This is a genomic window from Salmonella sp. HY31 (genome assembly GCF_042604575.1).
Taxonomy (GTDB): Bacteria; Pseudomonadota; Gammaproteobacteria; order Enterobacterales; family Enterobacteriaceae; genus Salmonella; species Salmonella diarizonae.
This window is the reverse complement of the sequence record NZ_CP170479.1, coordinates 3,418,591-3,440,350: the sequence shown is the minus strand read 5'-3', so window position 1 is coordinate 3,440,350 and position 21,760 is coordinate 3,418,591. Positions and strand designations below refer to the sequence as shown.

At 47.2% G+C, this 21,760-nt stretch carries 16 protein-coding genes, 1 tRNA gene and 2 pseudogenes; 8 read left to right on the top strand and 11 right to left on the bottom strand.

Annotation, left to right across the window (positions count from 1 at the left end; translation table 11 throughout):
* Positions 1-2: 2 nt before the first annotated feature.
* Both fimH and sfmF read left to right on the top strand, forming a co-directional pair.
* On the top strand, positions 3-1,010 hold the full coding sequence (gene fimH, locus ACE15A_RS16350; protein WP_064055898.1) for a type 1 fimbria D-mannose specific adhesin FimH: 1,008 nt from the start codon (positions 3-5) through the stop codon (positions 1,008-1,010).
* Between the two features lie 10 nt (positions 1,011-1,020).
* Positions 1,021-1,539, top strand: a complete 519-nt coding sequence (gene sfmF, locus ACE15A_RS16345; RefSeq protein WP_053508489.1) for a fimbria assembly protein — start codon at positions 1,021-1,023, stop codon at positions 1,537-1,539.
* A 45-nt stretch (positions 1,540-1,584) separates the two neighbouring features.
* On the opposite strand, the gene fimZ is transcribed toward sfmF, so the two are convergent.
* The 4 genes from fimZ to fimW form a co-directional block, all read right to left on the bottom strand.
* Positions 1,585-2,217: a fimbria biosynthesis transcriptional regulator FimZ gene (fimZ, locus tag ACE15A_RS16340; RefSeq protein WP_023246744.1), complete on the bottom strand. Its 633-nt coding sequence runs from the start codon at positions 2,215-2,217 to the stop codon at positions 1,585-1,587.
* Between the two features lie 603 nt (positions 2,218-2,820).
* Positions 2,821-3,543: a fimbria biosynthesis regulator FimY gene (gene fimY / locus ACE15A_RS16335; RefSeq protein ID WP_023246745.1), complete on the bottom strand. Its 723-nt coding sequence runs from the start codon at positions 3,541-3,543 to the stop codon at positions 2,821-2,823.
* Between the two features lie 18 nt (positions 3,544-3,561).
* The gene (locus ACE15A_RS16330; RefSeq protein ID WP_375138896.1) at positions 3,562-4,287 is read right to left on the bottom strand and encodes an EAL domain-containing protein; all 726 of its coding nucleotides are present in this window, start codon (positions 4,285-4,287) and stop codon (positions 3,562-3,564) included.
* A 164-nt stretch (positions 4,288-4,451) separates the two neighbouring features.
* A complete protein-coding gene (fimW, locus tag ACE15A_RS16325; protein WP_053508488.1) occupies positions 4,452-5,048 on the bottom strand; it encodes a fimbria biosynthesis transcriptional regulator FimW in 597 nt (198 codons plus the stop codon).
* 254 nt (positions 5,049-5,302) lie between these two features.
* Between fimW and ACE15A_RS16320 the strand changes: the two genes are divergently transcribed.
* Positions 5,303-5,379: transfer RNA gene (locus tag ACE15A_RS16320), tRNA-Arg, on the top strand.
* 15 nt (positions 5,380-5,394) lie between these two features.
* Here the strand turns inward: ACE15A_RS16320 and ACE15A_RS16315 are convergent.
* From ACE15A_RS16315 to ACE15A_RS16300, 4 genes and pseudogenes are all read right to left on the bottom strand, one after another.
* Positions 5,395-5,523: pseudogene (locus tag ACE15A_RS16315) on the bottom strand (integrase); the annotation flags it as partial.
* 590 nt (positions 5,524-6,113) lie between these two features.
* A complete protein-coding gene (locus ACE15A_RS16310; protein WP_053508487.1) occupies positions 6,114-9,227 on the bottom strand; it encodes a chondroitinase family polysaccharide lyase in 3,114 nt (1,037 codons plus the stop codon).
* Between the two features lie 121 nt (positions 9,228-9,348).
* Entirely contained in the window at positions 9,349-11,577 is a 2,229-nt protein-coding gene (locus ACE15A_RS16305) for an autotransporter outer membrane beta-barrel domain-containing protein (protein WP_023246750.1), read from the bottom strand.
* Positions 11,578-11,679: 102 nt separating this feature from the next.
* Positions 11,680-12,609 (bottom strand): OmpG porin family protein, encoded by a 930-nt coding sequence (locus tag ACE15A_RS16300; protein WP_053508486.1) that lies wholly within the window; start codon positions 12,607-12,609, stop codon positions 11,680-11,682.
* A gap of 1,117 nt (positions 12,610-13,726) precedes the next feature.
* Between ACE15A_RS16300 and ACE15A_RS16295 the strand changes: the two are divergent.
* Positions 13,727-13,813, top strand: a pseudogene (locus ACE15A_RS16295) (hypothetical protein); the annotation flags it as partial.
* 20 nt (positions 13,814-13,833) lie between these two features.
* On the opposite strand, the gene rclR reads toward ACE15A_RS16295, so the two are convergent.
* Positions 13,834-14,688, bottom strand: a complete 855-nt coding sequence (rclR, locus tag ACE15A_RS16290; protein WP_053508485.1) for a reactive chlorine-specific transcriptional regulator RclR — start codon at positions 14,686-14,688, stop codon at positions 13,834-13,836.
* Between the two features lie 215 nt (positions 14,689-14,903).
* On the opposite strand from rclR, the gene rclA reads away from it, so the two are divergent.
* The 3 genes from rclA (at position 14,904) to rclC (ending at position 17,196) form a co-directional block, all read left to right on the top strand.
* Complete coding sequence (gene rclA, locus ACE15A_RS16285; RefSeq protein ID WP_053508484.1) at positions 14,904-16,229, top strand: reactive chlorine resistance oxidoreductase RclA; 1,326 nt, start codon at positions 14,904-14,906, stop codon at positions 16,227-16,229.
* A gap of 157 nt (positions 16,230-16,386) precedes the next feature.
* Positions 16,387-16,623, top strand: coding sequence for a reactive chlorine resistance periplasmic protein RclB (gene rclB, locus ACE15A_RS16280; RefSeq protein WP_053508483.1), 237 nt, complete (start codon positions 16,387-16,389; stop codon positions 16,621-16,623).
* Positions 16,624-16,635: 12 nt separating this feature from the next.
* Positions 16,636-17,196: a reactive chlorine resistance membrane protein RclC gene (rclC, locus tag ACE15A_RS16275; RefSeq protein WP_023246757.1), complete on the top strand. Its 561-nt coding sequence runs from the start codon at positions 16,636-16,638 to the stop codon at positions 17,194-17,196.
* Between the two features lie 80 nt (positions 17,197-17,276).
* Here the strand turns inward: rclC and ACE15A_RS16270 are convergent, their stop codons facing one another.
* Positions 17,277-18,452, bottom strand: a complete 1,176-nt coding sequence (locus tag ACE15A_RS16270; protein ID WP_053508482.1) for a DNA repair protein — start codon at positions 18,450-18,452, stop codon at positions 17,277-17,279.
* 325 nt (positions 18,453-18,777) lie between these two features.
* On the opposite strand from ACE15A_RS16270, the gene pheP reads away from it, so the two are divergent.
* Positions 18,778-20,172, top strand: a complete 1,395-nt coding sequence (gene pheP / locus ACE15A_RS16265; protein WP_053508481.1) for a phenylalanine transporter — start codon at positions 18,778-18,780, stop codon at positions 20,170-20,172.
* A 41-nt stretch (positions 20,173-20,213) separates the two neighbouring features.
* Here pheP and ACE15A_RS16260 read toward each other — a convergent pair whose 3' ends face one another.
* Positions 20,214-21,461: a mechanosensitive ion channel family protein gene (locus ACE15A_RS16260; protein ID WP_023246760.1), complete on the bottom strand. Its 1,248-nt coding sequence runs from the start codon at positions 21,459-21,461 to the stop codon at positions 20,214-20,216.
* Positions 21,462-21,760 lie beyond the last annotated feature (299 nt).

The following is a 21,760-nucleotide window of genomic DNA, read 5'->3' as shown; positions in this document are numbered from 1 at the left end:
AGATGAAAATATACTCAGCGCTATTGCTGGCGGGGACTGCGCTCTTTTTCACCCATCCCGCGCTGGCGACGGTTTGCCGCAATTCAAACGGGACGGCGACCAATATCTTTTACGACCTGTCAGATGTTTTCACCAGCGGCAATAATCAGCCGGGACGGGTGGTTACGCTGCCGGAAAAATCAGGTTGGGTCGGCGTAAACGCGACGTGCCCGGCCGGGACAACAGTGAATTATACCTACCGAAGCTATGTATCAGAATTACCGGTAAAAAGCACCGAGGGAAATTTTAAATACCTCAAGCTGAATGACTACCTTCTGGGCGCGATGAGCATCACCGATAGTGTCGCTGGTGTATTTTATCCGCCCCGTAACTATATTCGCATGGGGAGCGACTCTAATGTGTCGCAGCAAAGGCCGTTCGGCGTGCAGGACTCAAAGCTGGTTTTTAAATTAAAAGTGATACGGCCTTTTATTAATATGGTGACAATCCCTCGCCAGACGATGTTTAGTGTCTATGTGACGACCTCTACCGGCGACGCGTTGAGCACGCCAGTGTATACCATTAGCTACAGCGGTAGTGTGGAAGTACCGCAAAACTGTGAAGTGAATGCCGGACAGGTAGTGGAGTTTGATTTCGGCGATATTGGCGCGTCGTTATTTAGTCAGGCGGGGACGGGTAATCGTCCGCAAGGCGTCACGCCGCAAACGAAAACCATTGCCATCAAATGTACCAACGTCGCGGCGCAGGCCTATTTATCGATGCGGCTTGAAGCCGAAAAGGCCTCAGGGCAGGCGATGGTGTCCGATAATCCGGATTTAGGCTTTGTGGTTGCTAATAGCAACGGCACGCCGCTTATCCCCAATAATTTGTCGAGTAAAATTCCGTTTCGTCTTGATGATAACGCCGTCGCTCGCGTAAGTATCCGCGCCTGGCCAGTCAGCGTGACGGGGAATAAACCGACCGAAGGGCCGTTTACTGCGCGCGGCTATCTACGAGTCGATTATGATTAAAGGAGGCGTCATGATCCTTCGGCGCGTTTTCGTCGCTATCGGTTGTGTTTTATTCAGCCCGCTGAGTCAGGCCAATTCATCTCTGGGCGAAGTGAATATTGAACTGCGCGGTAACGTGGTGGATTTTACCTGCGCCGTGATTGGGGGCGACAGTAACAAGTCGGTTAACCTCGGCACCTGGCCGACAAAACAGCTTCACGCTGCCGGTGACGTCACGCAACCGGTAGCATTTAGCCTAAAACTTGAAGGCTGCCCGCCGGGTTCGGCGTCTATAACGTTTTCCGGGACGCCAGCGCCCGGCACTGCATTATTGGCGCTTGCTGATACGGCAATGGCGCAAAAACTGGCGATTGAAATTCGCGATGGCGATCAACGTCGATTGCCACTTGAACAGGCCAGCAAGGCCGTCGATATTGACAATAACGGCAATGCTACCCTGAAATTCTATGCGAACTATATCGCCTTAGCAGATGGCGTACAGCCCGGTCTTGCTAATGCGGATGCGACCTTCATGATCAATTACAATTAATGTACACTGTTGTGGCTCCCGAACGATAATTCGCCGGGAGTATGCTTACAATAATTCGTGTGATTTGGCGTAATCGATAAGCTCAACGATAGAGTGAAGGCCAAGTTTAGAAAATATATTGGCCTTATGCGCACTGATAGTCTTATTACTTAATAAAAGTTGCTCGGCAATTTCTTTGTTAGACATTCCGTTTGCCAGATAACGTAGCACGGTAACTTCGCGGTTAGAAAGTGGCATATCATGGTGCCCGCCTTTGAGCGTACGGGTACTGCTGATGAAATTAAGCGTCTCAGATGGAAAAAAAGAATATCCGGATAAAATCATTTTTACCGCATTATAAATATCATTGAGATCTTTGCGCTTACTCACAAAACCGTTTGCGCCCGCTCTTATTGCTCTTCCAGCATAAAAAGCCTCTGATTTTGACGATAAAAAAAGTATCCGGGTATTTTCCTGGATAGATTTGATTCGTTTAAGTAAGGTAAACCCGTCGGTACCCGGTAATTCAATATCCAGAATGACAAGGTCGACAGGATAAGTGCGCAGATACTCTATCGCTGTTCGGCTATCATCCGTTTTCAGGACAACCTGAATATTACTATTTTTTCCGAGTAAAACTTCTATCGACATTCTTACAATAGGGTGTTCGTCCATAATGATAACAGATGCAGGTTTCATTGATGTATGCCTCAGACTGTTATGCGTCCTTCGTTTTAGAATAAGCGTCAGACACCTTGAAGGTTGTTAAATAGCCAGATCTACACGCCACACAGTGGAGCAATATTAAAGAATGAGACCTCCCTGTTGACTGGCTATTTTGCGTAAGAGCAATAAATATGAGGAATATCCATTTCGCACCAATAAAAAAGAAATTTCTGATTAAGTAAAAACAATATGGATTATACCTGGTCTGATTTCTCGGAAAAGTCTTGCGAAATGCGAATTATGGATGGCGGGTAGGATGTTCTGTTGTGTTATATAGAATCCGCGCATTATAGAATTATTTTCTTTGGAATTAATGCTGGCAAGATTAATTCATTATTTTTAAGCATAAAAATAATATAAAAAACTAATTATTTAGTGTTTGTTATGTAACAAAAGAAAGATGTTTACTCTGAAAACCTCAAGAAACGAGGAGGGACAGGGGATGGCGTAGGGAGAGAATCTTTATCGCTTACCAGGACGAGTTGCAAATATTAATTTTATGTGAAACATTTACATTTCATGGATGTGAAAATAAGTAATTTCTTAAAAAATCTTATTCACCAGAAAGTTAGTTCGTTAAAAAATGTCGGGGAAAGTAACGTTTAGCTGCTGCATTAGCCGAAGAAAGCTTTGCCTGTGGGGAAGGTTAAGGAGGGTGATCAGTTGTTTAAGCCGGTAAACCACACGATGATAAGGTACGCTTTGCTGACGTGCTATTTCTTTTAAAGAGACGCCTTGCGCTAAAGTTTCAATCATCAACCAGTCAGTGTGGCTAAAGCTTTCCGATAAGCGAGGTTCGGCAGTTGATAACAAGGCTTCGCGTAACGAGGCCAGATTTTGTCGTCGCGACAGGACAAAAAAACGCCCAGCCATACGGATAAACTGTGCTATAGCGGGGGTTTTATCTGATACCAGCAGGTAAATCTGTATATCGCTTTGTTGCCAACTGAGCGCACGTAGCTGCTTAAGCGCCTCAACACAGGAGATGGGTAGCGCCTCCATATCTACAATCAGTTGTCTGAGCGAACCCTCTTCGATCCACAAAGAAATGTCGTCTAATGAGCGGAAAGCTGCGGTGCGCTTGCCGGAAAATAAGTAGCGACTCAGCGAATATGCCAGGTAGCTGTCAGTTGTAATGATTGCCTGGGAAATGATACCAACCGGCAAGGCATAATTGAGCTGTTGGTTCAGTAACTCAAGGCAATCAAATATCTGTGGCGTTGGAGAGTGATAACGGCAGGCGCAGTCTTTGGCATTTCTTGAACGGCGGTGTCTTTCCCTGCGTGGTACGCTGCGCATCCTGCTTTTTCCATTGCTTTAATATATATCTGGTAATATTGCTGGCCATAAATAACCTTGTCCCATCGTTGCACCAGCGTAAAAAGCAATGCTTCGTTGCTCTGATGTTTCAATGCCTTCCATCAGCATATCGGCTGCGATCTTATATCCAATGAGAATAGCCTGGCGCATTTTTTGCGGATCAGATACAAGGTTCCAGAATGTTTTTTTATCGAATTTAACTCCGCTTAACCGCCAGTTTTCGTTAGAAAAGGTAGCAAACATTTTTTCATTGATATCATCCAGCCAAACGGGCAGTCCGCTGGTTTCAGGTTGTTGAATTTTTTCATAGAGGCGAAACTGCTGACCTGTACTTAAGGTGTAAAAAGCGCCAGAGTCTTGCTGTTCAATAGTGAGATTTGATGAATGCGAGCGTACTTTTAAAAGTAATACATCAATATTTAACAATACCTTCACCGGTAACTTCAGAAGATATCTACTATTTTGAGGGAAGAAAGGTAGAGTGTCTATTTGTTGGAAAAAGTGATTATGTAACGCCTGTTGACTGAACTGCTGAAAAAAAGCTTTACTATCACTTCCCGACGGAAGTTGAGTCAGGACCTCATAGCCGATTAATTGTGCAGTTGAGAGATGAACGATAGGCTCAAATTTTAACAACCCGTTGCTGTGATATGAATGACGTATTGGCGAAGACATCGGACTCGGGGTATTTATCCTTTCCTTTAATAAAGTATCCTGTGCCACCAAACACTCCTTCAGGTATTTAAGATGCAGCCATATATTTTCGACCCATGAATCTGGCAGGGTATTATGTGCATCATTGTGGCAGTGTTAAAAAAATGCCTGTAGGTATCGTTACTTAATTATTGGTGAGATATTTCGCAAGCCTTGTAAAAAATTAAGTGAGTTTACTTACTGAGTAAGAAATGAAGATTAACTCTAATATACTTTAAAAACTGCTGCTCTGTTTTAACATGTAATTTTCGCATAATGCTCCGTCGGAGTAACCTGGTCTGTTCTTCAGAGAGTGAAAGTAAAGCGGCCGTTTCGCTTAAATGATAACCACTGGCGATCAGTTTTAACAGATGACGTTCTGTTACTGAAAAATGACGAGTCGTGCAGTAGTGGCAAATGGTAGAAGGGACGCTATGTCGAAGCGCTCGCTTATGCAAAATTAATATCATCTTTCGGGTGATTTCTTCAATATCATCTTCCCGGTAAATATGCGGCAGCATATACAGACATGGCCTGAACATGAGCTTTTCTTTATCGGATTCATTACAAATAATCACCCGTAACTGATGTTGGGTATGCATGGGTATCTGGTAACAATCTGCGCTGAACCAATCATCGTCCAGTGCCAGAAAATCGATATCGGCATTATCTATCTCTTCTGGTGGCAGAAAGTAAATTTTCTGCTGCCATTGATTCGCCAGACGCGTCATGATGATTTTTAAACCATGCTCAAAGTGACTGTTTTGTTCCTTAATCGCGATACTCAGCATAAAAAATATCCTAAACGGCAGGTGAATCATGGTGAAATATTAAAGAAACTTATTGATTTTCTAAATACTGGCGGCCTTAATTCCCACTTTACGCATGCTGAGTTGTGTCCAGGCGATTTCCTGGAACCTGCCGTGGCGCCAGAAAAGACGATATTCGTACACTTAGTCAGCAACCGGAACAAAAGCCATTGACTCAGGAGTGCCTGACCGTATAATTCTCGCGTTTCGTCTACACGAAGTCTTCACTTCACAAGGCGCCCTTAGCTCAGTTGGATAGAGCAACGGCCTTCTAAGCCGTGGGTCGCAGGTTCGAATCCTGCAGGGCGCGCCATTATATTTCAGCAAGTTACCTATTTTCTGCAAGTTCCTTATTTTCCAGGTGGGACATATTTTGGACATCATCACTGAAAATTGAGTCAATTTGCCTCGTATGTTCAGTTAAATGGTTCGGTGCAAGGTGAGCATATTCCCGGACAAACAACATCAGACAGCACTGATGAGGTACGGAACCGTCGGCCACAATCTTCTCAACTTCCTTCCCTCCAGTATCCTGGGAGTTTGATGATGGAACGGTGATGTGATGGGGCATATATGGGACATACAAAGCTTTGCATCGGCTGCAAGGCTTTGCATGTTTTTCGAAGATGGGACGTGTGAGCGCAGTGTTGATGGGATAAGTTGTTGTTAGCTAAAGTCGTTCCAGGAACGTCTAAGCCGTGGGTCGTAGGTTCGAATCCTGCGGGGCGCGCCATTTAAAATCAAATAATCATCTCAATAATCTTTACTAATAAAACAACCTGACAGTGCAAACAATAGGGTAAGTTTTAAATTTGCGAGTCACCCACGGCATAAATCGCCGATCCTGGCAGTGCCAAAAATATCTTCAGTCTATGAGTAACAATTAGAAAACCTCGTAGTAAAGCGCCAGAAGTGGAGGGAGTATTAAAGAAAGATCACAGTACGGGGAAAAGATTCAAAAAATCCCCCGACAAAATTGTCGGGGGATTTATGTATAAGAGGCAGAGCTATGTCGGAGGATATTTATTAACGCAATGACTAACCTGGCTACGGCTGTTGCTTCAGAGTTATCTCCTGCGGAATACCAAAATAGCTCGAGAACGTCAACTCCGTGGTACCTCCCGCGGTCCTGACGCTAACCTGCGGGTTCGGGGCGCTAGTCTGCCACTGACCGTTAAGCGTCACTGAAATAGGCACCGGGGTTGCCGCCGTGGTTCGGGTCATGTTCAGGTCTGGTGTAACGCCGCTAACAATAAGTTCTTTGTCTCCCCGTGATTGGGTCATAATTATCGCGGGCTGAGGAATATTTTTCACCACGCCGTCGGCAGGTGTCACCGCACTAAATGCGGTATAACCGATGGTTTGGGTCACATTATCACGCACAATGTGTGCAACATTGTCTTTACGCAATACCTCATACGGTTTCTTGCCTGCGCGATAATCGTTAGCCAACTGTTGCATACTCCCGGGCGTGGCTTCAAGCACCATCAGGTACTCATATTCAGCATCTTGTGGTTTCTTGCCGTGAGAGAGCCACGCCACGCTGATGTCAGCTTCCGTTGGTTTACGGGTTTTATTATTCGCCGAGACCTGATGCTGACGGCGTACTTCTCCTTTCGCGCCGGCCGTTAATAAATAACCGGTACCATGACCGTCGATTAACCAATCACCTTCCCCAAGAGTACGCTGATACGGGAATGCGGTAATGCGTTCGCCGTTCACCCATAGAGCGTGCGCTTTATCCGTGATGCCGTGCTGGAAAAGCGTTGTTTCTGTTGGGTATTTAGTCGTACTGTTGCTAATATTACTGCCTAATAAGACCAGACGATTTTCCGTCTCTAACGCGGTTTTACGGGCAGTAAAGCTGCTATCAAATTTCGGCATTGATGGCGCATCAAACTTAAAGGCGAACATACCATATTTACCCGCCAACGATGAATGACCGCTGAAAGGCTGATCGCCACGTAACATCAGCGTATGCGGGTTAGGGCTGTCCAGCTCGGCTAACGGTAAATGAATCGTGGTGGTCCCCGGATTGCGGTTCCAGTCCCAGCCGTCTTGTGTAAAACCTATCTCTTTCTGGCTACCATAAGGCAGAACCTGAACAGCACCATGACTTTGATAGCGGCCATAACGGTTATCGGCATAGTAAATCTCTGAAGACCAAACATTGCTGTTGTAGGCTTTCAGGGTCACCATTTTGTCGCTAAAACGATGAATTCCGAACGCGCCGCCGTTAAAGGTCCAGTTACCCTGAGGTAAAGAAGCGGGCTTAATTGTCTGACCAAAGAGCGCTTCGCTTTCGCTCTCTGGCGTTCTGGTAATTTGCAGATAGATGGCGGCCAGATCTTTATCCACTTTTTCGCCGGTTTGCGGATTGCCGGTCAGGGCCAACCACCGGAACGAGTCCTGGAATAATTTCACGCTTGATGAATTGAACGGGTGACGACCCGCGAGCCCCATTGAGGTCGCCGGGTTGCTGTAAATCCATGCTGAAACCATCGCTTTTTTCAGCGCAGCACGTCCTTCTTTGCTGACCTCAAACGGCGAGCCTTGCAGCATGTAAACCAGCTGGCTGGCATTTTTAAAAGCCGGGAATGAGTAACCTGGATAGTTGCCTTCGTGACGCCATGCCGTACCGTCAGGACGTAGGCCATCTTGTGCGCCGGGTGGGATTTGCGACAGCGCCACGTTGATATACTCACCAAAACGTTTTAATAATGCAATACGTTTTGCCGGATCGGGCTCAAGCATCAGCAGTGCTAAGTGCTGACGCGAAAGTGTATTAAAATAGTCCAGATCCGAACTCTCGGGCCCCGGTTGCATGTCAAAGTTAGCTTTGAATTCCCGTGAATACCACAGCAGGGCATCAGCGACCTGCTGACGTAACTGATGTTTTTCCAGTTCATCGCTCATCATCATCGCCGAGATATACCACCAACGAGAACTGTATCCCCAGTGGTGGGTCGTAACCAGCGCGCTGCCGTCAACGAATCCCTGATCCAATAAATGTTGGGTCATCAGTATATACATGTCGACCAGTTCCTGACGCTGCGCAGGCACAGTACTGATCTGATAGGCACGGCTGATATTAAACATCAGCGTGGCATAATCAGCGAGATAAACATAATCGTCAAAACGCTGTTTGTCGACGGCGCTCATAAATTCAGGTTGATACAATACCTTCTGTTTATCTGTAATTATATGCCGCCCGGACAATTTACCCTCTGCGTTACGTTTAATACGTAATGCTGCAAATTCACTGCGTAATTTTTCGTAATTATCGACAATGACCAGTCCACTCTCGTCGATTTTCCCTTGGATAAATACGCGTACCAGGGCATCGCGAATGCCCTCAGTAGCGGCTAACTCACTTGCCGTTGGGGTCGGTAATTTTTTAGGTAGCCGGAAATCAATTTCTGGAATGTGAAGCCGCGTTTTTACCTGGTCATCAGACCATTGATAGCGAGCGTCATCGATAGACAACATGATACGGTCGATATAAAAAGTGCCGGAGGGCGCTTTAAGCGGCGCTTTAAAGCGAATGTCATCCATATCACTTTTTGCCCCACTGGCAATGGTATTGCGGGCGCCGCTCTCACCGGCTTCGTTTTCGCTGATGCCCAAGCCTTCAATTTCGCGTCCTTCAAGATCGTTTTGCAGTGAAACGCCGATTGCGCGCCAGCCGCTAAAGTTCATTTTGACTTTAATGCCGGTATCAGGTGAGCCAGAAGGTCCCAGGCCGCGACCAAGATCAACAATCATGTAATCGTCAACCGGACTTTCGTTATAAATCCAAAACGAGAGCACTTGCGTGGCTTTACGACCCCATATCTTAGACGCAACAGAGTCGGGTACTTGTTTGATAGGGTGATGAATCGTCACGGTACTGCCCGCCTGCCAGTCCCATTTAAGCGATTTATTGCCCATGATATAGCGCTCAGGACTCAACGACAGTGTTGAATCTTTACTTGCGGAGACAAAATCAGGGATGCTATTGCCGTCAAAATCAATAATCGACGCCTGCATCAGCATTTTTTTATTGATTTCATTATTTGTACTTTTAGCGTTATTCACTGATGGATGTGATGTACAGGCGGCTGCTCCCAGCAAGGTTGCGACGGTGAGGGCTATAAGTTTAAATCTGAAAGGTGTATACATAATCTTCGCTACTCAATAAAAGGATGCAACAGAGAAATGAAGAGAGGCGATACCCATCGGGATACAGGTCATGCTGTATCCCGATGCGTTATACCTACAAAAGAGTTCTGGCGACTTGCACTTAAAAGTATTTAGAAACGCTCAGACCTATATATCCTTCGTTATAACCATCACGTTTGTAGTAATTCAAATTACCGTCCAGGATAATATTATTTTTTAGCGTTAAAGAAGATTTCAGTGTGGCTTCAAAAATATCATTACCGATGCTATCGCCGGTGATAGTGAAACGGCCTTTGCCTTTACCCTGATCCATCACTAAACCCGCAGTTTCGGTTATGACTTCTGAATCATTTAAATCACGGTATCCCATTAAGGAGAGTGATGGAGTAAATTTACCAAACGCCAAATCGTAGGTATTGAAGGCGGTAAAACCGGCACCCAGGTGTTTCACTGAATAAGACTGCCGATCTACTTCCAGACTGGCTGGTGAACCGCTTTCGGCATAATCTTCCACCCGGAACCACTGATAGTTATATTCTACTCGCGGCTGTAATTTAACGATATCAAGGTCAAATGTTATACCGGCGCTGGCCTGATAACCCATCTGCAAGCTGTTATAGTCGGCTTCAGCCCTGGTATTTCCCTGATAACCATTTAAGGAACCAATATTACGGGTGCTGCTATTTTTATTATAGCCCATATTAATGTTACCGTTAATAAAATAGCGGTCGTTGAACCAACCAGTATAGGCCATAGCTTCATAGCTATTTACATCTTTTGTATTACCATAACCATTTATATTTATATGGCTGTTTTGATAACCGAAAGCGACACCGAATAAAGCTTCATCTCTGAAGCGGCGATCCATACCAATATTTATGCCATAAGCATTAGTTTGATAACCGAAAATATCAGCCTCATTGCCCTGGCGTCCATGCGTATACAGAGTTTGCGCCCAGAAATTCCACGGCGTTGCGGTCTCCTGATTGCGTAAATAGAAGCTACGGTTATTTGCCTGATCACGCATCTTATCGACCACACGCAGGGCGGCGCGGACCTCACTGCCTTCAGCATTCGGGGTTAATTGTTCAACTAACCGGGCAATACCATTGCTGCCGCTGTCAACAACAGATGAATTCGCACCGTCGTCGCCTGTATTACTGTTACCCGCTGAGGTTAACAGTGCCAGGAGTTCACCGCTTCGTACGGACTGAGTTTTGTTGTATTCGGACAGTGCATAGTTAACGATATAACTTGCTGCCTGGAGCCTTTGCTCACTTATGCCACCTTGTTTAGCGATGTTGACAAAATTATCACCGCCTTCGTAGTTCACCCCGTAGCGTACCACCAGTTGATTGCCTTGAATGCCACCATTGACAACCGGATCGGTGGTGGTTATCCAGGAGTCGATTTGTTTTAGCAATGGCGAAAGATCGCTAACCGCGTTTACGCCACCTTGTCCGACCTCAACAGTACCACTCATTCCCCCATTTGATTGAATGAGGATGATATCCTTATTGACGATATCGTTGATGTTACTCCCTACATAAGAGAATAATGCCTTACTTCCTGTATTAAATACGGTCTTGCCTTCAATCAATAATAGAGGTGTGTTTAAATTAGCGGAGTTACCAATCTTAAAATCCAAAATCGCATTTTTTTTATTATTAAAATCACCGCTCCAGAAAATGGTCCTGTCTTTAGCAATGATGCTTAGATTCCCCCAGTTATCTATTTTCTCAACCCCGGAAATAGTATAACCATCAAATAACCCTTGCTGTGCTCCGCCCTGGTAAGCAAAGTTAATCTTATTTCCTTCCAGACCATTGCCTACAATATTCCCGTAGACGTTACCGTTGACATCTATTCTCAGAGCTGTCTTTGCTCCTGAGAAGTCAATGGCATTTTCTTTACCTTTAACCGTCGACCCATCTTTTATTGATATACCTATATTAGGAACGGCCGGTTGTTTAAATGAACCGTCAATTTTAATTGCTGTGCCATTTTCACTGATAATATTAATCCCTTTTTCAAGGTTAATATTATTATTAAAAAACGTATTACCATCGGCGTAGATAGCGTACGCATTTTCTCCGCTAACAGTAATATTTTTACGGATATACTGGGCGACAAATGGCGTGTTGCCAGTATAGGTCAGAGCATTACCTTCGGCAACGTATAAGTCTGACGTTAAGGTCACGGCTTTACCATCGGAGGCAATTATTGCATCACAAGTACTGCCCGCAGGTGTATAAGGTGGACAAACACTCGCAGCTGTATTAAATGCAGTTGATAGTAAAATAGTGGATATACTGACCGCGAGAATTTTTGCCCTAAAATTTTTAGACATAATAACACCTTCCATTTCTCAGGAATGAATCTAATACTGTATTGAAACCCGGAATTATTTAATGCTGGATTTTACGTTTCTATGCCAGGCATAAGTAAATACTCAAAATGTTGCGCGTACACCAACTTTCATATATTTAGATGAAGAGTCTTCTTTACCCATGGTATAGCCTTTTTTATATTTAACATCTTCAATATAGTATTCTGCCTGAAGTCGGAAGCTATCGGATAAAGGGTAAGCCATTTGCAGGGCTAAACGGTTAACTTTACTTTTTGTTTTGGTTTCACTGTATGCCGCGCTTTCGTACCATCCGGACGTTTCACCATAATTAAGGGCATAGCGAACATATGGGGTGAGCACCAGACCAATTGGCGTATTCCAGTTAAAATAGAAACTCATTTGCTGGTTTCTTGAGTTATCGGTCAATCCCCAGGTATCGCCTTTGTCACTGCGTTTACCGGCATTAAAATAGTTCAACGTCATCATGGTATTAGCACTCGACTTGAAACGTACGCCTGGTTCAATTTCCCAGGTTAAGCGATCTGCACGGCGTACAGATTGATTCGATGCCGTATTTACCTCTTCACGTTCAATACCCAGAATCACACTGCTCGCAAATGTAAAACGTTCAGATAACAGACGCTGGCCGGTCAAATGTGCGGTATAAAAATCAATGGTAGTTCGATTGCCGTTATCGTAAGTGGTTAAATCTTCACGAATACGAAAGCTCGGTTGGATCCAACCCTCGTCAAAACGGAAACGATAGCCGACCATAGCCTCAGCACGTTGATAGCGCTGGCGGGAGTCGTGGAATTGTTTACGAAAACCTAAATCATAGTACCAGTTAGAACCGTCAGGATTAAGGTTCATATCCAGGCGCGGACCACTGTAATCATATGGTGTACCGTAATCTCCCGTCACCCAACTCAGTGTTGCATTCACTTTCGCAGCGTGAACGCAGACGGGCAGAAGTGTAGCAATGATCCCCAGACAGACTGCTGTTCCAGAAGTAACTAACAACTTCGCTTTCATAATGATATCTAACCCTTGTAATTATAGAAATACGCTACATTGCAGGATTTATAGGGAGGTTTCCTGCATCTGTAGATCCACTGCCGGAAAAATGTGGTCCGGACATCAGGTATGGGCAATGAGTGTTTGCTGGCTGCCAACTCGCAGATATATTATCTTTTACATGCTTTCGTTTCCTTACGTTAGATCACAAAAAAACATATCGAAAGGATTTTTAAGCAATAAAAGACTTAAAAAGCGATAAAGAAGAAAATCAAAAGGTATCGAAAGTTTTGTTTAAGTGTTATAGAAAATCACGCAGGCTTCATGTTTTTCTAAAATCACTCCGATCAGCCCGGAGCAGGGGATAGGGTGAGGCCTGCCGTCCATATCAGGCGTTTCAATAGGATACTAATGAAAAACGATAAGGCAGCCCCTGTAATCCCTCAATTAACAGCGTAAATTAATTATCGTGCGCTACCCGTATCCGCTGCGCTGGATCAAACTTGGCACGCCAGTTTCCTGTAAGCGTTATCTCTACTGACGATTGAAATCGTGTCGGCTCGCTGATGCCAAATAGCGTTTCTTTGTGTCAGGTGGGGCGCAGGTTCGAATCCTGCAGGGCGCGTCATTTAACCTCTTCAAAATTAGGTTAATCTGTATGCTTCTGCGGCGGCGATGTTGCGCCATCCGCAGTACGTGACGTTAAATATACAAATAACTAGTTGCGTCTAATCTGTTTATGGTGCTCCTCTGCCTGAATCTCATGGGCGAAAGAATGGGCATTATTCATCGATTGATGGACGACCATTGCTTTTTCATAGTCGTCCATTTCAGAAAAGGGGGCGCATTTTGTCGCTGCGCCACGGTTGCCGGGGCGCTGGTTTTCTGTATCTGAGCCATTTGCTGATGTGCGAAGGCGTCACCGTTATTCATCATTTCATGCGCCGTGGTGGATAACTGACGGGATTCCATTTTCTCAGCGGCGTTTACGCCAGCCGAGATAAAAAAACGACAGCTAAAAGGGATGTAAACTTATTCATCTTATTTCTCCGGTGTGGGTTAATAAGAGAAATAATAAAACAGTCGTTGGGTCTGGCGCGTGACGGAATAATGACGATAATGGCAGATTACTCTACTGGTTAACGATCTTAAAAAAGCCATCGCTGAACAGGTACAGCTAAAACCCGGTACCAGCGTGGCGTTTTCCGGGCAGCTCAAACTGCAGGCGGGTTCGGCGTACGTTTATCGTCCGAGCGTGTTGGCCCGTTTGCGGTACTCGCCTGGCGTACAACTGAATTCGCGGACAAAAGCTTTGTGAAAAGAAGATTCGCTCGCATAACCTACCGACTCGGCAATCACCATCACCGGCAGCGCTTCACGTGACAGGGTCTGGGCGGCAATTTGTAGGCGCAGCGTCGTTAACACGGCTAAAGGCGTCGTAGCGGACACGTCGCGAAATAGCTGGGCGAAGCTCGCCCGCGACATGTGTACCCGTTGCGCCAGCGTTTCGACCGTCCAGGGATGTGCCGGTGTTTCCAGCATGTGAATAATCACGCGGCCCAGTCGGGGATGCAGCAATAAATTGAGCACGTTTTTCGCCGTGCCAGCCTGCGACAACCAGTCGCGAACAGCGAGGGTAAACAGAGTGGCGCACTGCTGACTGCATAAGACGTCAGCGCCGGGTAAATGGCGTTCTGACTCCTGCTGTAACAGCAAAATGGCGGCGTTAAACCAGATACTGGCGGGGCTATGCGGCGGCGGGGCAAGACATAACACTTCCGGCAACGCGGTAAGAAAATAACGTGACGTCGTGTGCAGGCGTAGACTACCGCACACGATATGTGTCGGTGCTTCGCCAGACTGGCGCAAACGGTGGGCGGAGTTTTGCGGCAGAATCACCACCCTTCCCGGCGTAAGCGTCATGGCGTCGCCGGTAGGCATTTCCAGTTGCGCTTCGCCCTGCGTAACGGTATGCCAACGAATCACCGATAGCTCGCCAGCGGCGTGCGGCAACTGCCAGTCGCCGCCTAACGGGCAATTCTTGTCGATTGAGCCTTGAGGGTCGTTAAGCATCAATAGCCGACTAAGCGCGTCCATATAGACTCCAGAACAGATTGTTGTTAAAAAATAGGGATAACTATTCCTGTCTATCGTCACTATATTTCGGACTTAATATCATTTCTACCCTTGTTTTCGCCAAACGCTAATTTAGACGATAAGACAAAAAATGGCGCGTTGCGAATAACTCTGTTTTTTCTGACGTTACTTATACTAGGCCTGACAAACAGAGGGTGATTTGGCGGAGAAAGAAGATGACACAGTATCAGGCGCTCATTATTGGTTTTGGCAAGGCAGGAAAAACGTTGGCGGCAACTCTGGCGAAGACGGGATGGCGCGTGGCGATTATCGAACAGTCCGCCAGTATGTTCGGCGGAACCTGTATCAACATTGGCTGTATTCCAACGAAAACGCTGGTGCATGACGCGGAACGTGAGGGCGATTTTTCTGCCGCCATGCAACGTAAAGTGGCGGTCGTAAATTTTTTACGCGACAAAAATTTTCATAATCTTGCCGACCTGGACAATGTCGATGTGATTGAGGGAAGGGCGGAGTTTATTGATAACCATACCTTACGAGTATTTCAGGCGGACGGCGAGCGGGTGTTACGGGGAGAAAAGATCTTCATTAATACTGGCGCAGAGTCGGCGATCCCGGCAATTACGGGCTTAACAACTACGGCGGGGGTGTTCGATAGCACCGGGCTACTCAGCCTGAGCCAGCGCCCGGCGCGCCTGGGGATTTTAGGCGGCGGTTATATTGGCCTTGAATTTGCCTCAATGTTCGCCAACTTCGGTACGAAGGTCACTATCTTCGAAGCAGCACCGCAATTCCTGCCTCGTGAAGATCGGGATATCGCGCAGGCAATTGCCCGCATTTTGCAGGAAAAGGGTGTCGAGCTGATTTTAAACGCCAGCGTACAGGCCGTATCCTCACAGGAGGGCGCGGTACAATTAGAAACGCCGGAAGGCGCGCATCTTGTGGATGCCCTGCTGGTGGCGTCGGGGCGAAAACCGGCGACGACTGGCTTACAGTTGCAGAATGCCGGAGTGGCGGTGAACGAACGCGGTGGGATCATCGTGGATGATTATCTGCGTACCACGGCGGAAAATATCTGGGCGATGGGCGACGTTACCGGTGGGTTGCAGTTTACCTATATTTCACTGGATGATTTTCGTATTGTACGAGACGGTTTATTGGGGGATGGCAAACGCAGTACCCGCGATCGCCAGAACGTGCCGTATTCCGTCTTTATGACGCCGCCGCTCTCTCGTGTCGGGCTAACGGAAGAACAAGCACGGGCGAGCGGCGCAACGGTGCAGGTGGCGACATTACCGGTGGCGGCGATCCCTCGCGCCCGTGTTATGGACGATACCCGTGGCGTACTAAAAGCGGTAGTGGACGTGAATACGCAGCGTATCTTAGGCGTATCATTGTTATGCGTCGATTCTCATGAAATGGTTAATATCGTTAAAACCGTTATGGATGCGGATTTACCTTATACGGTGTTACGCGATCAGATATTTACCCATCCTACAATGAGCGAGTCCTTAAACGATCTCTTTTCTCTCATTAAGTAAAACATAAATAGCATCGCCCTGTTAATCAGGGCTTTTTTTTTGCCTGTTAGGCCATAAAAATACGCCAGGACAAATATGCTGGCGTCTGAAAGAAAAGGCTTTAGTAAGGAGTAACGTATTATAACACCATTGAAATAACCCACGACTGGAAATCACGATGTTAAAAGTTACAACGTTTATTGCCTCATTATTGGCTGCGCCGCTGGCATTTTCCGCCTCCGCCCAGCCGCTAGTTGACGTTGAATATATCAGCGTTTCTGCGGTTTCAGCGACGCCGTCGATGCTTGAAGACGCTATTGCCAGACTGGCGCAAAGTAAACAGGCGTCGTCATGGAAAATTACGTCAATGCGTATTGATAATACGGGTTATGCCACTGCGATTTTATATAAATAAGGAGGGCCTGGTATGGATAAATATCTTCGTCTGTTAAGTCGGGGGGATCGGCTTGGATTAACCTTAATTCGCCTGAGTATCGCCATCGTTTTTATCTGGATTGGATTACTGAAATTTGTGCCCTATGAGGCTGACAGTATTACCCCGTTTGTGGCGAACAGTCCGTTTATGTCATTTTTCTATGAACATCCGGAGGAATATCGTCAGCATCTGACTCATGAGGGCGAATTAAAACCGGAGGAACGCGCCTGGCAAACAGCCAATAATACGTATGCGTTTTCGGATGGTCTGGGCGTGGTGGAATTAATTATCGCGGCGCTGGTACTGGCTAACCCTTTCAGCCGCTGGTTAGGGCTGGCGGGCGGCGTACTGGCATTCCTGACGCCATTTGTCACGCTATCGTTTTTAATCACCACGCCGGAGGCCTGGGTTATGCCGCTGGGCGATGCGCATTATGGTTTCCCGTATTTATCGGGCGCCGGACGGCTGGTATTAAAAGATACATTAATGCTGGCAGGCGCGGTGATGATCATGGCGGATTCCGCCCGTTCGCTACTTTTACAGCGACAGTAGCGACCCTCTTACCCTTTTATGCCACGATTCGTCGGATGGTTGAGCAAGCGTCATCCGACAATCTGTTTATGGCTGATGGACTACCCTGTCAGAAGTTCCTGTTCCACCTGTTGAACCTGCGCCTCCAGCGTATTGCGAATTTCGGTTAGCGCTCGTTCCTGCTCGGAGAAATAGGCCTCCTTATCCGTAACGGAAGAGGCGAGCCGCCAGGCGTTTTCCGCTTCCAGTTGCGTAATCTCTTTCAACAGCGCGTCGATTTGCGTGCGGAGCTGGCGTATTTTATGGCGCAGATGTTCCAGGTTATTTAGCCTGTCGCTTGCCATCATCGGTTCCAGACCGCTTTGCAACTGCGTCAATAACGCGCGAATTGCCGCCAGATCGGCATTCTGCCGCGCCTGATTAAGCTGTACCATCATCTGGTGCGCTTTTTCTTTCAATTCATCGGCGACCACATCCGGGTGGCACAAGCGGCTGGCCTGGCGCCACAGACGTTTTAATTCACTGCGTTCGTCAGCCGACAAACGTTGATCGCGGGCGTAGCGAAATTGCGCTTCCTGCTGCTGCTTCCGGTACTGGTGATAGTCCTGTTCCGCGTCTTCCTGCGCCTGGCGGGATGTGCTGTCGTCCTGATGGGAAAAATCCGCTTCCAGCTCGCGAATTTCCTCCAGCAACGCGGTGATTAACTCCGTCTGCTGCTGGATTCGCTGACGGATGCCCACCGCTTCCCGCGAGGCGGCATTCAATCCTGTCCACTGCTGTTTTAGCGTTGCCAGTTGATCCACGGCCTGGGAAATAAATTGCAGGCAGGATTGATAATCCTTTTCCCGGCGTTTTATTTCAGCTTCTTGCTTACGCTGCATACTTACAGCGAGCTGTTTACGCAACTCCAGAATACGGCTCATCAACGGCCCGAGACGCAGATGATAGAGGTCGTTGAAATCGTCGAGGATTTGTACCCGCGCATTTCGTTTGTCAATCAGATCGCGAAGTTGGGCTTCAAGCGCTTTCAGCTCCAGTTTACTGGCGGCGATAGAGGGATCTTGCCACGTCGAGAGCGCCCGTTGGGCCTGTAGCCAGGCGGAGATCTCTTGCATGGCGTCACTGAAACGACGGGCTTCAATCGCCTGGGCAATCGCGCTGATTACAGCATCCTGCGGCTCATTTTTCAGGTAGATGAGCTGCTGACGGATAATCTCTTCGTCCTCAAGTTCGATGGCGCTTTTGATGATCTCTAAACGTTTAATGATCTTATTCATGACGTTGATGCCTGGCGTGGCTCAAAAACGGATAACAGATACCAGGTCTGATTCACCTTTTTGAAAATACTGAAAAAATACTAAATGTATTCTGTAGGGTGTCGTACTTTTCGTCCAGAGTTATTCACACATTTTATACTCGTCGTCTTTCACCCGTAACTCTCTATATCGGCGCGCATTCTTTTCTTTTTACTCCCCGCGATATCTTTTTTTACACGATAACGTTAACGTCCGGGGCTGAACCGTGACAAACGATTGCGCCTTGCGGCAGCGAGAACGAAATGTTAAAAGGTGCCCCTCAATAAAAACGATACAGGGGTAGGACGTGAAAAACGCGTCAACTGCATCCGGCGCCAGCGTGTCGGATGCCGCGTCGAAGAATGAACCGACGCTTCAGCGGGGGTTGCAAAACCGTCATATTCAGCTAATCGCGTTGGGCGGCGCCATTGGCACCGGACTGTTTCTGGGTATCGGCCCGGCGATTCAAATGGCGGGGCCGGCTGTTTTGTTGGGCTACGGCGTTGCCGGGATTATCGCTTTTCTCATTATGCGCCAGTTGGGTGAAATGGTCGTGGAAGAGCCGGTTTCCGGATCGTTTGCTCACTTCGCCTGGAAATATTGGGGGCCGTTTGCGGGCTTTTTGTCGGGCTGGAACTATTGGGTTATGTTTGTGCTGGTTGGGATGGCGGAGCTGACCGCGGCGGGCATCTATATGCAGTACTGGCTGCCTGACGTACCAACGTGGATATGGGCGGCGGCGTTTTTTATTATCATTAATGCCGTGAATCTGGTGAACGTTCGTCTGTATGGCGAAACGGAATTCTGGTTCGCGCTGATTAAAGTGCTGGCGATTATCGGCATGATAGGTTTTGGTCTGTGGCTGCTGTTTTCCGGCCACGGCGGCGAACATGCCAGCATTGATAACCTCTGGCGTTATAACGGTTTCTTCGCTACCGGTTGGCATGGTTTGCTTCTGTCGCTGGCGGTGATTATGTTTTCTTTTGGCGGACTGGAGCTGATCGGCATTACTGCGGCGGAAGCGCGCGATCCGCAAAAAAGCATCCCGAAAGCGGTTAATCAGGTGGTATACCGTATTTTGCTGTTCTACATCGGTTCGCTGGTGGTTCTGCTGGCGCTCTATCCGTGGGGAGAGGTGAAATCCAATAGCAGTCCTTTTGTAATGATTTTCCATAATCTTGACAGCAATGTGGTGGCTTCGGCGCTGAATTTCGTTATTCTGGTCGCGTCGCTTTCGGTGTATAATAGCGGCGTTTATTCGAATAGCCGAATGCTGTTCGGCCTGTCCGTACAAGGCAATGCGCCGAAATTTTTAACCCGCGTCAGCCATCGCGGTGTGCCGGTGAACTCGCTGATGCTTTCCGGGGCAATTACCTCTCTGGTGGTGTTGATCAACTATCTGCTGCCGCAAAAAGCGTTTAGCTTGTTGATGGCGCTGGTTGTCGCGACACTGTTGCTAAACTGGATAATGATTTGTCTCGCGCATTTACGTTTTCGCGCGGCGATGCGCCGTAAAGGGCGCGAGACGCAATTTAAGGCGTTGCTCTATCCCGCCGGGAACTATTTGTGCATTGCGTTTCTGGCGCTGATTCTGGTGTTAATGTGTACGATGGACGATATGCGATTGTCGGCGATTTTGCTGCCAGTATGGATTGTTTTCCTGTTTATCGCGTTTAACGTTTTGCGCCGTAAGGCCCATTAACTTTTTTGCCCGATCCCATGCTCATGCGATCGGGCAATCCATTAATGCCTCAACGTCCCTGACAGCGCACGAATATCGCTGCCGGTCGGCGTCTGATGAATACGTAAGCCGAACTCTTCCACCACGGCAAAAATATGGTCGAAAATATCGGCCTGAATGCTCTCATATTCCAGCCACACGACGGTATTGGTAAAGGCATAGATCTCTATCGGCAAACCATGATCATCAGGCGCCAGTTGGCGCACCATCAGCGTCATATCTTTACGGATGCGCGGATGGTGGCGTAAATATTCGTTCAGATAGGCGCGAAATGTCCCGATATTGGTCATTCGGCGGTGATTTAAGGCTGATTCTGGCGCATCCAGTTGTTTATTCCATTCATCGATTTCCTGATGGCGGCTGGTAAGGTACGGCTTTAACAGTTGCGCGGTTAACAGTCGCTGTTTTTCATCGTCATCCAGAAAATGGATGCTGGTCGCGTCAATATTAATGCTGCGTTTAATCCGGCGTCCGCCGGACGCAGACATGCCGCTCCAGTTTTTAAACGAATCGGAAACCAGCGACCAGGTGGGAATGGTGGTGATGGTATTATCCCAGTTGCGCACTTTTACCGTAGTTAAACCAATATCAATGACCGCGCCATCTGCGCCATATTTCGGCATCTCCAGCCAGTCGCCCAGTTTGAGCATATCGTTGGCGGAAAGCTGTATACCGGCAACCAGTCCAAGAATCGGGTCTTTAAAGACCAGCATTAATACCGCAGCCATCGCGCCCAGACCGCTGATTAAAATCGCCGGTGACTGGCCAATCAGCAGTGAGATCATCAAAATGCCAACGATAATCGCACCGATGAGCTTAATGCCCTGGAATATTCCTTTTAGCGGCAGTTGAGAAGCGGCGGGCCATTTTTGCGACAGATTGAAAATCACGTCCAGCAGGGAAAACAACGACAGCAGGGCGTAGGTCATAATCCATAACTGTGCGCAGGTCGTCAGGATATCCGCAGCCTCACTGCCTTTTTGCAGCCAGAGCGCGGCCTGAATATTGACAATGATGCCTTGTAGCGTAAAAGCCAGACGATGGAATAATTTATTCTGGGTGATAATTTGCAGCCACAGGCGGGAACTGGCGCTGACGCGTTTTTCAAAAGCGCGCAGTACTATCCAGTGCAAAATAATATGCACGACAACAGCCGTCAGAAAAATAATACCAAATATCACCACCAGCGACGTGGTGTGATTCATTTCAATACCCGCTAAATCTTCTACCTGGGATATCAATTCCTGCATAATCTCTCCTTTATAAACAGCAGCCTATGATGACTGCTGAATGGCATTTATGCAAATCAGGATGCCTGCGCTTCAGGCATAAACAGCGGGAGACGGATAAAAATGCTTTTGGATTTATCCATACGCTATATTTTATTCAGCGCCCCACAAACGTCATTATTTTACGCCGGCCCCCCTTTTTTAACAGGCGCCAGTCCGTAAACAATGGATGAAAACATTTTAACCAGAATGCTTAAAACGATTGCAATGTCTCTGTCGGATGATGATTAGCATCGTCGTACCTACCAACAATAACATTA